We start from the raw sequence: 12,762 nt of genomic DNA, 5'->3' as shown, positions 1-12,762 counted from the left end.
CAGGCGGGTATTTCATTCCGCAGGAATGTGTCTATTAGAGGCTGAGGGCTTCTACCCATGCGGACAAGTCGGCTTTGCTGGAATAGGAATTGAACACCTTGCCATGCAGCAGTTTTGCACCGGGGCAGCTAGGAGCAAGCTTTTCATTGGTCTTGCCCATGTCGCTGCCGCCAGATGTGGCAAAGGGGATGATTGTTTTACCTTTCAAATCATAGCTTTCCAGAAATGTATTGATAATCGTCGGAGCAATATACCACCAAATAGGGAATCCGACAAAGATGGTGTCGTATTTGTCCATGTTATCGCGCTTGACGGCGATGGCAGGGCGAGAGGTGGGATCGCTCATTTCGATGGTGCTGCGGGATTTCTTGTCCATCCAGTTCAGATCGGCCTTGGTGTACGGAACTTCCGGCTGAATCTCAAAAATGTCTGCACCGATAGCATCGGCAAGATTTTCAGCAACCTTTGCGGTAACGCCGCTGGCGGAGAAGTAAGCAACAAGTCGTTTGCTCATGACAAATGCACTTCCTTTGATCGATTTTCATGGTTTAAGTATAGCACGTTGAATAGGGAGCATCAAGTAAGGCTGAGTGGACGAATGTGCTAATATTGCAAATGAAATAAGCACAAAAGAAAATTTGCGTTGACTTTCGTGCTTATTTAGAATACAATATAAGCACGAAGGTGAGGTGACGCTTATGATGAACATGAACAATTTGGCTCAAACACATGAGATTTTAACACCGCAGCTTGCAACAAAAGTAGGTTTAACGAAATTTGAGTTTTATAAATATGTAAAGGCCAATGAATACGAGCAAGTCGGACATGGCGTATACGCAGCAAAAGATACTTGGATTGACGAATTAGCAATGCTGCACCGCCGCTGCCCGATGGGAGTGTTTTCTCATGATGAAGCGTTCTATTATTATGGGCTGACAGATCGGGAACCGCTTGTTCATACACTCACGATTTATAGTGGATATAATGTTCATCGCTTGAAAGAGGATGGCTATAAGGTTTATACAGTAAAAAAGGAACTTCTTGACGTTGGCAAGCAAATCGTAAAAAGCAATCAGGGAAATGAAATTCCTATGTACGATTTGGAACGGACAATTTGCGACTTGGTGCGGAGTAGAAGTTCTATAGAAGTACAGGATTTCAATGCAGTATTAAAAGCGTATGTCGGGAGAAAAGATAAGGACCTTAATAAACTGATGAAGTATGCAAAGCTATTTCGAGTGGATAAGATCATCCGAAATTATATGGAGGTACTACTGTAAATGGGATTTACACCTGAACAGATAAAAGGGCGTATCAAGAGCGTTGCAAAACAGAACAATGCAGACGCAAGGACACTCATGCGAATCTATATGATGGAGCGTTTTCTGGAAAGACTGGCACAATCAGAATATCGGGATAACTTCATTATCAAAGGCGGAATACTAGTTACGGCAATGATTGGTGTTGCGCACCGTTCCACGATGGACATAGACACCAGCATGAAGAATCTAAATCTGTCTGCGGAGGATGCCTTGCGAGTTGTCAATCAGGTCAAAGATATTGACCTTGACGATGGTGTTTCTTTTGAGGTTAAAGATGTTTCCAATATCATGGATGAAATGGAGTATCCGGGAATCCGCGTTACCATGAACGCCAATGTGGGAAGATTGATTACGCCTTTGAAAATTGATATTTCCACGGGCGACGTGATTACCCCACGGGCAATCGAGTTCAATTATGATCTCTTGCTGGAAGATCGTTCTATCAGTCTATGGTCGTATAATTTGGAAACTATATTAGCCGAGAAGTTGCAGACGGTTTTAGCGAGGGGCATCTTAAATACCCGAATGAGAGATTTTTACGATATACGGATGCTGCTTGATACATACGAAGATAAAGTCAATAAGGCTGTTTTGAAAGATGCTTTTGCAGCAACTTGTAAAAAGAGAGGAACAAATCATCTGCAGGAGCAGGCCGAGGAGATTATCAAAATTATTGAAGCAGATGAACAGCTTCAAGTGCTGTGGAGAGCATATCAGAAGAAATACTCGTATGCAGCAGAAATTGATTATGCCAGTGTGATAAGCGGCGTAAGAAAATTGATGGATTGGATTCGATAAGTAACTATTGAAAATAGAATAGCGAGTAAAGCCCTACAAGGCTCAAGTTGGTTCAGAACTGACGGAAAGCCTTGTAGGGCTTATTTTTTTGCGATTTTTTCTAAAAAGTTTTTGCCCCTATCTTGACATCAGGGGGACTTGCTGCAGTCAGCTCCTCCGCATTTGCGGCACTTTATAGTGCATTTGGAAAATACGATGTGGTGCACATCCACGCCGAAGGACCGGCGTTCTTTGCATGGCTGCCGAAGATGTTTGGGAAAAGAGTTGTTGTTACCGTCCATGGCATTGATTGGCAGCGCGAGAAATGGCAATCAGGACTTGGTTCTAAGTTTATCCACCAAGGCGAAAAAAATGCTGCGAAATATGCGGACGAGGTCATTGTTCTGAGCAAAGGAGTGCAGGACTATTTTAAGGAAACTTATGGAAGAGAAACGCACTTTATCCCCAATGGCGTGAATAGGCCGCAGATTCGGGAAGCAAATCTGATTACGGAGAAGTTCGGGCTGAAAAAAGACTCATACATATTGTTCCTCGGTCGTCTGGTGCCGGAAAAGGGGATTCGATATCTGGTTGAGGCCTTCAAGAATGTCAAGAGGGATAAAAAGCTGGTTATCGCAGGCGGCTCCAGTGATACGGATTCCTTTATGGAGGAATTGAAAGAACTGGCGAAGGGTGACGATCGGATGTAACTGTTGACTATGCTTTCCAGGATATCAACGATATCCCGGGAACTCTGCCGAAAGGTCGTACAAAACCTTGGGGAACCGGTCAGGCTGTGCTTGCAGCGAAGAAGGTCATCAAGACTCCTTTTATTGTAATCAATGCAGACGATTACTACGGCAAGGAAGGCTTCAAGGCTGTACACGAGTATCTGGTGAATGGTGGCAAGTCCTGTATGGCTGGTTTTGTGCTGAAGAATACCCTGTCTGATAATGGCGGTGTGACTCGTGGTATCTGCAAGATGGACGAGGATAACAACTTGACTGAGGTTGTGGAGACCAAGAACATCGTAAAGACTGCTGATGGAGCAGAGGTAGATGGTGTGGCAGTCGATGTGAATTCTCTGGTCTCCATGAATATGTGGGGCTTGACTCCTGATTTTCTGGATGTACTGGAAGAGGACTTCAAAGAATTCTTTGAGAAAGAGGTGCCTAACAATCCTCTGAAAGCCGAGTATCTGATCCCAATCTTCATCGGTGAGCTGCTGGAGCAGGGAAAGATGTCCGTAAAGGTCCTGAAGACCAATGACACCTGGTACGGCATGACCTACCATGAAGATGTCGCAGCCGTAAAGGACAGCTTCAAAAAAATGTTGGCGGATGGCGTGTATAAGGCTGATTTATTTGCAGACTTGTGATATACTGGGAGCGGTAGCTCCCTACGCTGTTCGGATAATCACACACCTCTTCGTGGTGAGCAGCAGGCAACGATCTACGAATCAGGGATTCGATGATCGGCGAAGATGTGATAGTAGCTACGATAAATGAATTTGATAAACGGATTGTGAAAGGAATCGTCACAATGATGGGAACAATAATAGCAGATACATTGGATACAGAAGAACAAATAGAAGAGGCGAAAGCTTCACTGGATAGAATAAATGGCTGGATAAATAGTTGTGATTCAAAAGCAGGTACAGTGCTTGCATTGACAGGTGTTTTATTAACCATCATTTTCACAAATGATGGAGTGGCTGAAATGTACAACGTGTTGCAGAGTATTATACCGCCAGTAAATTTTTGTACAGTTTTATATATTGGATTTCTTGGGATTTCTGTACTCACGCTGTGCTATGGAATTGCGCGATTAATTACAACATTAATTGCAAGAATTGATGCTAACATTTACCAGCAACCTGAAATGATAACAGATTCGGTTTTGTTTTTTGGAAAGATAAGCGATAGGGCATCCTATCAGATTTTTCAAAATGATATATTAAGCATAAAAAAGGAAGATTATTTGAAAGATCTCCTTTCCCAAGTCTACATAAACTCGAAAATTGCAAATGAAAAATATGTGAACTACAATAAAGGGATTAAGTGGACGATAATTGGGTTTATTGCATTTATCGTAATGTTTCTAATTGGAATCTTCTTGTATTGAGGGATAGAAAAAACTAATGGCTGATTATGATTACAAAGCAGGTAAGCAAAGGCTAGAAGAAATTTTAGATAACGATATGGAGGTTGTTGAGCAAGATAAACTTCCAAATGACGATGATTTCACATTCACAAACGGCTACTATAGTTGGGTGAGTGCCATTTTTGTAGATATGCGTGATTCAACAGAATTGTGTGCAGATGAAGACAAAGAAAAATTAGCTAAGGTCTTTCGAAGCTTTTCCTCAGAGATTATTGAAATCTTGAGAGATGATGAAAAACTTCGAGAAATCGGCATTCGTGGAGATTGCGTGTATGCGGTATACACGAGCCCTTTGAAAACAGATATATATGAGTGTGCAGATAAGTGTTTTTATGTAAACACATTTATGAAGATGCTTAACCGACTTCTTAAACAACATAGTTTGCCGGAGATTAAAGTCGGGATTGGCTTATCTTCAGCTCAAGAATTGGTAGTTAAGGCAGGACGAAAAGGCGTTGGAATTAACAGTAAAATATGGATTGGTAAAGCTGTAACTAGAGCCTGCCACTATGCTAATTATGGAAATAAAGATGGAAATCCAGCAATTGTTTTTGGATCTTGCAGTTACAATAATATGATTGATCAGTTAATAAAGAATGATCCTGATAAGAACCCAAAAGAATGGTTTACATATCATAAAGATGAAGGAGAGGGAGATTATTACACTGCGAATATCATCAAAACTGGATTTGATAATTGGATAAGTTCTGGCATGAAAATTGATTAAAGAAAATGATGTTGCTCGCATACCCAACACAGTGCTATACTTAAACCATTAAAAAGGAAAGAGGTTATCACCTATGCCCAGAACCAAAGGAAGCAAGAACCGTCCAAAATCCAATATTACCAAAGACTACGCAACCCGGATCGCGGAGAAACAGGAATCCATCGCCTCTCTGACTTCTGGAATCACTTCCATCACTGCAAACATTGACACTTTGAAGGCTGATCTGAAAGAGAAGAAGTCTGCTCTGAAGAAGACCGAAAAAGAAGTGGCATCCCTGGAAGCGAAGAAGGCAAAGGCAGATGCTAAGGTCGCTGAAGAAGCTAAGAAGGCTGAAGCCGAGAGTGTGGTTAAGAAGCTACTGGCCAGCGGGATGAGTGCAGATGAAATCCTTGAAAAGCTGAAATAAACAAGAACCCAAGAAAAAATAAATGCCGTGTGGACAAACTGAACTCCAGGAGCTCACACGGTATTTTTGAAGGTTGTCATATAGTTTGTAACGAAAATAAAATGAGAATAAAAATGGATTGTGAGAAAAATGAATTTATCAAAAATACATCATATTGCAATCATCGTATCTGACTACGAAGCAGCTAAGGATTTCTATGTGAACAAGCTGGGATTCTCTGTCATCAGAGAGAACTATCGCTCAGAGCGTAAAGACTGGAAGCTGGATCTGCGTGTCAATGAGCACACGGAGTTGGAAATTTTCGCCGAGGAAGATCCTCCGAAGCGTGTGAACCGCCCGGAAGCATGTGGGCTGCGTCACCTTGCATTCTGCGTAGACAGTGTGGAGCAGACGGTGAGGGAGCTGGCGGAGGTAGGAATTGAATGTGAGCCAATCCGTGTGGATGAATACACCGGCAAGAAGATGACATTCTTCCACGACCCGGATGGACTGCCGCTGGAACTGCACGAATAATTATGGGAGAGAAAAGAGCATATAAAGCCAGAAAGCCTGGCGGCGGCCGGAAAAAGTTAAAGCCGGAATACGATGCCGGGAAGAATCTGAAAGATCAGATGGATGCGGCTGTGGCGCTCTATGAGGAGGACTGCTCCCTCCAATCCATCGCCGATGTGCTAAACCTAAACCCAATCAAAGTGAGAAAGCTGCTCATCACAGCCGGTGTGTATGAATCAGAAGTGGCGGAGAAGGTACAGGACACGTTTGAGAGGTATCGAAAAACGCAGGACTATAAAACTTCCATTCTCTCAACGGCAACAGTCCTTGGCCTATCCAAAGCCTCCGTCACATCGTACCTGCCTTATAAAAAAGGCGTGTACTTTCCAAACACAGCAGATAAAGAGAAAATCAGCGTAGGAGCAGAGCGGCAGCGGAGATACAGAGCGGTAAGAAAACTGAGAACCGAGCCGACAGAAGAGCATCTGTGGGAGGTGGTTCTTCTTTATGCAGGTGTGCGTTTCAAAACGTACTCAGGTTTACCCTTTACCTATGAAATGCGAAAAGGCCGGAATGGGCAATACACTAAGGAACTGTGGATCAATCGCAGAGAGAATAGTAAAAGCCTGGCGTGGAGTTCTGTGCTGCTGGCTCTGGGCAATATTAAAAAGGTAGGAGAAGTAGTTGAACGACCGAAAGCGCTGGGCGATATCCGGGGTGTGACCTATATATACGGAATGTTCTATCGATTCGGACCAAAAGAAAAGATGAAGAAAGCATTCGGAAAATCGTTCTGACACGGATGCCGCAGAGGGAGGAAGAAGCATCACCCAATGTTTGAGGTCATTGCGTGACCTGGAGATTACACAAAAAATCCGCCTGCGGAATGAACCACAGGCGGCTGAAATCACATTATAGCTTATTCAAAAAGTCTTCCAGAACACGGTTCCACTTTTCGGGGTACTCATAGAACATCAGGTGACCACCCATGACGTAGGTGTCGTAACCGGGAAGCTGTGCTTCGACAAAGGGCTTTGCAATGTCCTGCCAGTGTTCTGCAATGAACATCAGGCTGGGCAGAGTTGCACCGACATCTTTTGCGACTTCAAGATAGTTGGAGAACACAGCGTCGCAGAACAGCTGACGGCAGATCCAGTACGGCGTGCGGCCGGAAATATCCAGCAGATACTCCAGCTCATCAGGCTTCATCTTATGCTGGATCATGACGCCAGTCGCATACTCACTAAAGAACTCACGGCATCCCTGAGAAGAGGTCAGCACCTGCGTGGCGACCTGAGACAGCTCTTCAATCGTGCCCTCAGTCCACCACTTCGGGTCAGGGGAGAGCGGGAGCGGAGACATATCGATAGTCACAACGCCGCGCAGCTTGTCTTTGCCGAACTGCTGCACGTAGCTCCATGTGTCAAGGTTGCCCGTGCTCCAGCCAATCAGGACAATATCTTTGAGACCCAATGCATCAATCAGACCAGCTACATCGCGACCGTGAGTCAGGTAGTCGTTGCCATCCACGGTTTTTGCAGAATAACCTTGGCCGCGAGGATCGATAGCAATGACACGATACTCAGAGGAGAAATACTCCAGTTGGTTCTTGAAAATCTCACCAGAGAAGGTCAGGCCGGGAATGAAGACCAACGGCTTACCTTCGCCTTTTTCCAAGATATGTAACTCCACACCAGGGGCCACAGTGACATACTTGCTTTCAATACGATCTTTTGCCATGAGAAAACCTCCCAACAAAATCTATAAATCGAATTGGCTTGTCTGAATTATATATCTGGAAAAAGAGAAAAGCAATGGCTTGATAGAAACTGCACTGCTGTAATCTACAAAAATTTTCAGTGCATGAATATCAGTAACAGTTACACAATGTTAAAATAGCAATATGTCCACGATGAGCAGGCGCAACACCTGTCTGCCGCAGTATTTTTACTTTATAAGACATCTCTATGAATGACGGTAAGGTTCGATTTTGAACTTTGCCGTTTTTCTTTTTATTTAAAATTATAATTTTTTTCAGAACTGTATTCCAAAACGGCTCTGCGGATTCCTATTAGTGTAGGGGTTTTCAAAATCTTTTGTAAAACGGCTTTCCTCTAGTTTTATGAGTGGAAAATAAACAAAATCTATGTTCTAAAATTAGGTAGTTCAACAAAATTAAAAAAACTGGTTGCCATAAATCCATTTTAGATTGTTATAGGTAGAGGGGAACGTTGGAAAAATGAATTTTCTTTGAACTTTCAAAAGACCCGGTTTAAAAACACCCCTTAAAGTTTGTATAGGGTATAGGAAGTGTTTTCAAAAGTAAGCCAATTCACTACGGTATCACTGATGAAATTCCCCGATTCCTTACAAAGTCACATCGCACCTTGAAAATCGCATGAGCCACCCCAGCAGGATACCTACGGTACTGAATGTGCATTCTGCGCGTCTTACCAGAGAAAACGTCGGAGAGAATCGGGCAGGAACGGGCTGGGACAGAGTGGACGGTAGTTAAGAGCAAGATTCGCCTTTGTATACGAAATCGCTCCTACAGGCGATTTTTCTACGGCGGCATCTTGATGGGGATTGTGCTCCCCATACCCTCACATCGTGCAAAATCACATGATTTTGCCCATTGGTGGCCTGCTGCAGCAGGTCACAGCCGGAGTGCAGATGCACTGCCGGGAAAATCAAATTTTTGATTTTGGAAAGGAGACCCCATGCCACGGACGAAGAAAAAAGTGAAATCTATCGTAAAGACAAAAGTAATCTCCGCACGAGTTACAGAAACAGTACATGAACTTTTATACCGGCAGGCAGAAGATGCCGGGATGACCCTCTCTCAATTTGCAGCGCAGATGCTGATGAAAGGTCGCGTGAATACCTCGTATGTGTTCTATGTCCACCCGGACGAGATCGAAGCCATCACACGGGAGTTTGCCGCCATCGGGAACAACCTGAACCAGATCGCAGCGTTCTTCAACAGCGGCGGTATCCAGTCGCGCGCTATGCTCGAAAACATCAACCATGCGATTGCCTGTATTTTTGAGATGCGGGAACAAGTCGCAGAAATGGCAGGAAAGAACTATGGCAATCTTAAAGCATATCGCAAGTAAGAACCCCAACTATGGTGCTGCGCTGGAGTATCTGATTTTCAAGTATGACGAGCTTCGGAAAACTCCGATCCTTGACCAGAACGGAAATCGTATCATGCGAGATGAGTTTTATCTGGACGGTCTGAATTGTGAACCCTATTCCTTTGATGCGGCCTGCCAGCAGTTGAACCGCGAGTACCAGAAAAACAAAAACAAGAATGAAATCAAAAGCCACCATTACATCATCAGCTTTGATCCACAGGACAGCACAGAAAATTGTTTGACGGGTAAACGGGCGCAGGAGCTTGGACTGGAATACGCAAAAGCAAATTTTCCGGGGCATCAGGCATTGGTCTGTACGCACATGGACGGTCATAATGGCAGCGGCAATATTCATGTACATATCGTAATCAACAGTTTGCGAAAGCTGGATGTGCCTAAGCAGCCCTTTATGGAGCGGCCCATTGACTGCAAGGCAGGGTACAAGCACCATGTGACGAACGAATACCTGAAACACCTGCAGAAATCCCTCATGGATTTGTGCCAACGCGAATTTCTGCATCAGGTCGATTTGCTGGCACCATCCAGAACGGGTGTGACCGAAGCGGAGTATTGGGCACAGCGGCGGCTGGATGAGAAAAAACAGGAAATCGAAAAGGAAGGATTTACGCCCAACCCGACGAAATTTCAAACACAGAAACAGCTTATCCGGGATGCCGTTGCCGCTGCTCGTGAGAAAGCAATCTCGTATGAAGATTTTCAAGACATCCTGCAGGATGAATATGACATTTTCGTCAAAGCTCAACGTGGGCGTTACAGCTATCTGCCGCCGGAACTGAACAAGTTTATATCGGAATGTTCTTTAGGGGACAGCTGCAAAAGAGAATGTCTGGAAGGATTCTTTGTTCAGAACGCCGAGAAGAATCTGCGGTACAAGGAAGAACCCATACTGATCTTTACGACCAGAACCAGGCTGCGGCTCGTTGTGGACCTGCAGGAGAATGTCAAGGCACAGGAAAATCTGGCCTATGCACTAAAGGTCAAAATCAGCAATTTGCAGAAGATGGCTGAAACGCTGGTATGGGTACAGGAAAACAACATCAACGACCTGGCAGAACTGAACGATCTGTGTAAGACAGCACAGGCCAATGCGCAGGCTGCGTATGAACGGCTGTCACAGGCAGAGGATGAACTGTACAAAACCAATGAGCAGATTCATTATGCGGGACAGTACCTTTCTACCAAAGAGGTTCAGCAGCAATTTGCGAAGGCGATTTTTAAGAAAAAATTCCGTGCAGAGCATTCCAAGGAATTGGACGCCTATGCAGAATCCGTGAAATATTTCCGAGAAGAAAATGATGGAAAGCTGCCATCGCTGAAATCCTTGAAAAAACGGAAGGAAGAGCTGATCAAAGAAATCGTGGAAAAGAAAAAGGCATATGCTCCCCTGAAAGAAGAATCTCGGCGTCTGGAAATTGCATCGGATAATGTGTACAGCATCTTCCGAAAAACCAATGAGATGAAATCCGACCTTGCATGGAAACGCGAGTGGGAGGCCAATGTCCGCGAAAAGGCAAGGCAGGAGCAGGCTCGACAGGAACAGCGCGAACGGCAACCGCGAGCCAAGAAGCGCAGCTATGATATGAGCCTGTAATCAGCAGGGTCTTCCACCCCGCACCCCGGAACCCTGCCGGATGCGTAAGCCCGTGCAGAGCTTTCCCATTCGGCAGGGACTTTTGAAAACGACTAGGAGGAAGTTTGAGTAAAGAGTACATCAAAGCACAAACCCCACTGCCTGCGTATTTCCCTTATCCGAAATTTCTGCTGCAGATGAGCCTTTCCCATACGGCACGATTGACGTATGTTTTGCTGCTGGACCGCATGACCCTTTCGCAGAAGAACGGCTGGGTGGATGTGCAGGGCCGGGCATATGCGCTCTATCCGTTGGCAGGGCTGGCGGAAGATCTTCAGAGCAGCATTTCCAGTGTCACCCGTGCCCTGCGGGAACTGGAAGCCGCACGGCTGATCGAACGGCGGTCCAATGGCTTTTCCAAGCCAAACCAGATATTTCTCGGCGTTCCCCGGACTGCGCAGAAATGCGCAATCGAGATGGCCCAAAATGAGCAGCCTGATTGCTCAAAAGTGAGCAATACGGTTGCGCAAAACTGCACACCTAACCAAATAAATAAGAACAACCTAAGATTGAACCAACTGAATAGAACTAAAGAAGCGTATGGGCGATATCGGAATGTTTTTCTGGAAGATTATTCGGAACTGAAAAGCGAGGTAGCAGAGTTGGACGTTCTGATTGAAGACCTTTCAGCCTATATGCGGTCTACAGGCAAAAAGTACGCAGACCATGCGGCGACCCTGCGCAGCTGGTCGGCACGGAAGAAAAAACAACAGAAACCGGGAACAGGCATCCCGGACTATACCTACAATGAGGAGGAAAGTTTATGACGGAAACGATTCAAACAGCGATGGATAGGCTTATGACGACCGCTGCAGAACCGCAGGATTACATTGCAGAAGATGGGCTGCTGTACTGCGGCAGCTGCAATACCCCCAAGGAAGCGTTCTTCCCAAACGGAAGAATGCTGTTTGGGCGTGACCGCCATCCGGTTGAATGCCAGTGCCGACAAGAAGCCAGGGAAAAGCAGGAGGAAGAAGAGCGGGCAAGGCTGCATCACGAGAACGTGCGGCGGTTGAAGCTGCAGGGCTTTACCGACTGGGCGATGCAGCACTGGACATTTGAAAACGATCATGGGCAGAACCCACAGATGCATCTGGCGCAGCGGTATGTGGACTATTGGCCGGAAATGCGGGGAAAGAATGTGGGCCTGCTGCTCTGGGGCGGCGTTGGTACAGGCAAAAGTTTCATGGCGGGCTGTATTGCCAATGCCCTGATGGAGCAGGAAGTGGCGGTCTGTATGACGAATTTTGCCCGGATCATGAATGAACTGAACAACGCCTTTGCCGGACGAAATGAAGTTGTGGACAGGCTCTGCGGCTATCCGCTGCTTGTCATTGACGATTTCGGCATGGAGCGCGGTACGGAATATGCGCTGGAGCAGATTTACAACATCATCGACAGCCGTTACCGCAGCAGGAAACCGCTGATCGTTACCACGAACCTGACCCTGACGGAGTTGAAGAATCCGCAGGATACCGCTCACGCCCGTATCTATGACCGTCTGCTGGAACTGTGTACCCCGATTGCCTGCACAGGCCCCAGCATGAGAAAGGATATAGGACAGGCAAAATTGAACTTGCTGAAAACACTTCTGGCTTGAATGGGAGGAACGCGATTGCAAGAAAACGGTAGAATGAATTGGCTGGAGCAGATCCACCAGATGAAGAACCGGGACATCCGCACGATTGAGCAGTCTGAACTGCAGGAACTGCAGCAGGATGCAGTGGAACACGGACTGCCGCAGGAGGAAAGGCTGAAAAATCTGCTGGATAAGGTCCGAAATCCTTATTGCTATCTGGACAACGGAATTATTGTGAAGCTGAATTTCGCACCGAGAGGGAGCAGCACACTGTCTGAGCGAATTGGAAGGTGTTTTCAATCGGCCAGCTGAAAAGGCAGAGAATATTTCGGCAAGCTGCTGAAAAATCACACAGAAAAGTTTCGCACTTTAATGTGATAAAGCACTGGACAAAGGGTGACAATTCTGGTAAGCTGTTTGTGGGTAAGAAAATAGGAATGTGCCAGCTGAGTAAAGTTTGCTCGGCAGGCTTGTTCTACATAGAAAAATGTGGAGCCTTTCGCTTCTC

General features: G+C 45.6%; 16 protein-coding genes. 14 read left to right on the top strand and 2 right to left on the bottom strand.

From position 1 onward, the window contains the following. Positions 1-34: 34 nt before the first annotated feature. Positions 35-514 (bottom strand): flavodoxin, encoded by a 480-nt coding sequence (locus MTP38_RS07935; RefSeq protein ID WP_249233212.1) that lies wholly within the window; start codon positions 512-514, stop codon positions 35-37. Positions 515-698: 184 nt separating this feature from the next. Between MTP38_RS07935 and MTP38_RS07930 the strand changes: the two genes are divergently transcribed. From MTP38_RS07930 to MTP38_RS07890, 9 genes are all read left to right on the top strand, one after another. Continuing rightward, the gene (locus MTP38_RS07930; RefSeq protein ID WP_249233211.1) at positions 699-1,280 is read left to right on the top strand and encodes a type IV toxin-antitoxin system AbiEi family antitoxin domain-containing protein; all 582 of its coding nucleotides are present in this window, start codon (positions 699-701) and stop codon (positions 1,278-1,280) included. Next, entirely contained in the window at positions 1,281-2,120 is an 840-nt protein-coding gene (locus tag MTP38_RS07925; RefSeq protein WP_249233210.1) for a nucleotidyl transferase AbiEii/AbiGii toxin family protein, read from the top strand. Between the two features lie 122 nt (positions 2,121-2,242). Beyond that, the gene (locus tag MTP38_RS07920; protein ID WP_442900513.1) at positions 2,243-2,809 is read left to right on the top strand and encodes a glycosyltransferase family 4 protein; all 567 of its coding nucleotides are present in this window, start codon (positions 2,243-2,245) and stop codon (positions 2,807-2,809) included. Positions 2,810-2,895: 86 nt separating this feature from the next. Beyond that, positions 2,896-3,477, top strand: a complete 582-nt coding sequence (locus MTP38_RS07915) for a hypothetical protein (RefSeq protein ID WP_442900512.1) — start codon at positions 2,896-2,898, stop codon at positions 3,475-3,477. 92 nt (positions 3,478-3,569) lie between these two features. Then, on the top strand, positions 3,570-4,223 hold the full coding sequence (locus tag MTP38_RS07910; protein WP_249233209.1) for a Pycsar system effector family protein: 654 nt from the start codon (positions 3,570-3,572) through the stop codon (positions 4,221-4,223). A 16-nt stretch (positions 4,224-4,239) separates the two neighbouring features. Beyond that, on the top strand, positions 4,240-4,989 hold the full coding sequence (locus MTP38_RS07905) for an adenylate/guanylate cyclase domain-containing protein (RefSeq protein ID WP_249233208.1): 750 nt from the start codon (positions 4,240-4,242) through the stop codon (positions 4,987-4,989). Positions 4,990-5,062: 73 nt separating this feature from the next. Continuing rightward, entirely contained in the window at positions 5,063-5,395 is a 333-nt protein-coding gene (locus MTP38_RS07900) for a hypothetical protein (RefSeq protein WP_249233207.1), read from the top strand. A gap of 129 nt (positions 5,396-5,524) precedes the next feature. Beyond that, positions 5,525-5,908, top strand: coding sequence for an SMU1112c/YaeR family gloxylase I-like metalloprotein (gene gloA2 / locus MTP38_RS07895; RefSeq protein WP_249234675.1), 384 nt, complete (start codon positions 5,525-5,527; stop codon positions 5,906-5,908). Positions 5,909-5,910: 2 nt separating this feature from the next. Next, positions 5,911-6,684 carry a hypothetical protein gene (locus MTP38_RS07890; protein WP_249233206.1) on the top strand — a complete coding sequence of 258 codons (774 nt, stop codon included), beginning with the start codon at positions 5,911-5,913 and terminating at the stop codon, positions 6,682-6,684. A 115-nt stretch (positions 6,685-6,799) separates the two neighbouring features. On the opposite strand, the gene MTP38_RS07885 is transcribed toward MTP38_RS07890, so the two are convergent. Then, positions 6,800-7,627: an alpha/beta fold hydrolase gene (locus MTP38_RS07885; protein ID WP_249233205.1), complete on the bottom strand. Its 828-nt coding sequence runs from the start codon at positions 7,625-7,627 to the stop codon at positions 6,800-6,802. Between the two features lie 980 nt (positions 7,628-8,607). On the opposite strand from MTP38_RS07885, the gene MTP38_RS07880 reads away from it, so the two are divergent. From MTP38_RS07880 to MTP38_RS07860, 5 genes are all read left to right on the top strand, one after another. After that, positions 8,608-9,003 carry a plasmid mobilization protein gene (locus MTP38_RS07880; protein ID WP_249233204.1) on the top strand — a complete coding sequence of 132 codons (396 nt, stop codon included), beginning with the start codon at positions 8,608-8,610 and terminating at the stop codon, positions 9,001-9,003. Continuing rightward, positions 8,975-10,636, top strand: coding sequence for a relaxase/mobilization nuclease domain-containing protein (locus MTP38_RS07875; protein WP_249233203.1), 1,662 nt, complete (start codon positions 8,975-8,977; stop codon positions 10,634-10,636). The genes MTP38_RS07880 and MTP38_RS07875 overlap by 29 nt, the downstream gene beginning before the upstream one ends. 104 nt (positions 10,637-10,740) lie before the next feature. Next, positions 10,741-11,442 carry a replication initiator protein A gene (locus MTP38_RS07870; RefSeq protein ID WP_249233202.1) on the top strand — a complete coding sequence of 234 codons (702 nt, stop codon included), beginning with the start codon at positions 10,741-10,743 and terminating at the stop codon, positions 11,440-11,442. Then, the gene (locus tag MTP38_RS07865; protein ID WP_249233201.1) at positions 11,439-12,275 is read left to right on the top strand and encodes an ATP-binding protein; all 837 of its coding nucleotides are present in this window, start codon (positions 11,439-11,441) and stop codon (positions 12,273-12,275) included. Before MTP38_RS07870 ends, MTP38_RS07865 begins: the two co-directional genes overlap by 4 nt. Positions 12,276-12,308: 33 nt before the next feature. After that, positions 12,309-12,566: a DUF6870 family protein gene (locus MTP38_RS07860; protein ID WP_249233200.1), complete on the top strand. Its 258-nt coding sequence runs from the start codon at positions 12,309-12,311 to the stop codon at positions 12,564-12,566. Positions 12,567-12,762 lie beyond the last annotated feature (196 nt).

Origin of the sequence: Faecalibacterium sp. I3-3-89, from assembly GCF_023347275.1 — a bacterium.
Taxonomy (GTDB): Bacteria; Bacillota; Clostridia; order Oscillospirales; family Ruminococcaceae; genus Faecalibacterium; species Faecalibacterium butyricigenerans.
Note: the sequence above shows the minus strand (reverse complement) of the source record. Positions and strands in the feature narration are given on the sequence as shown.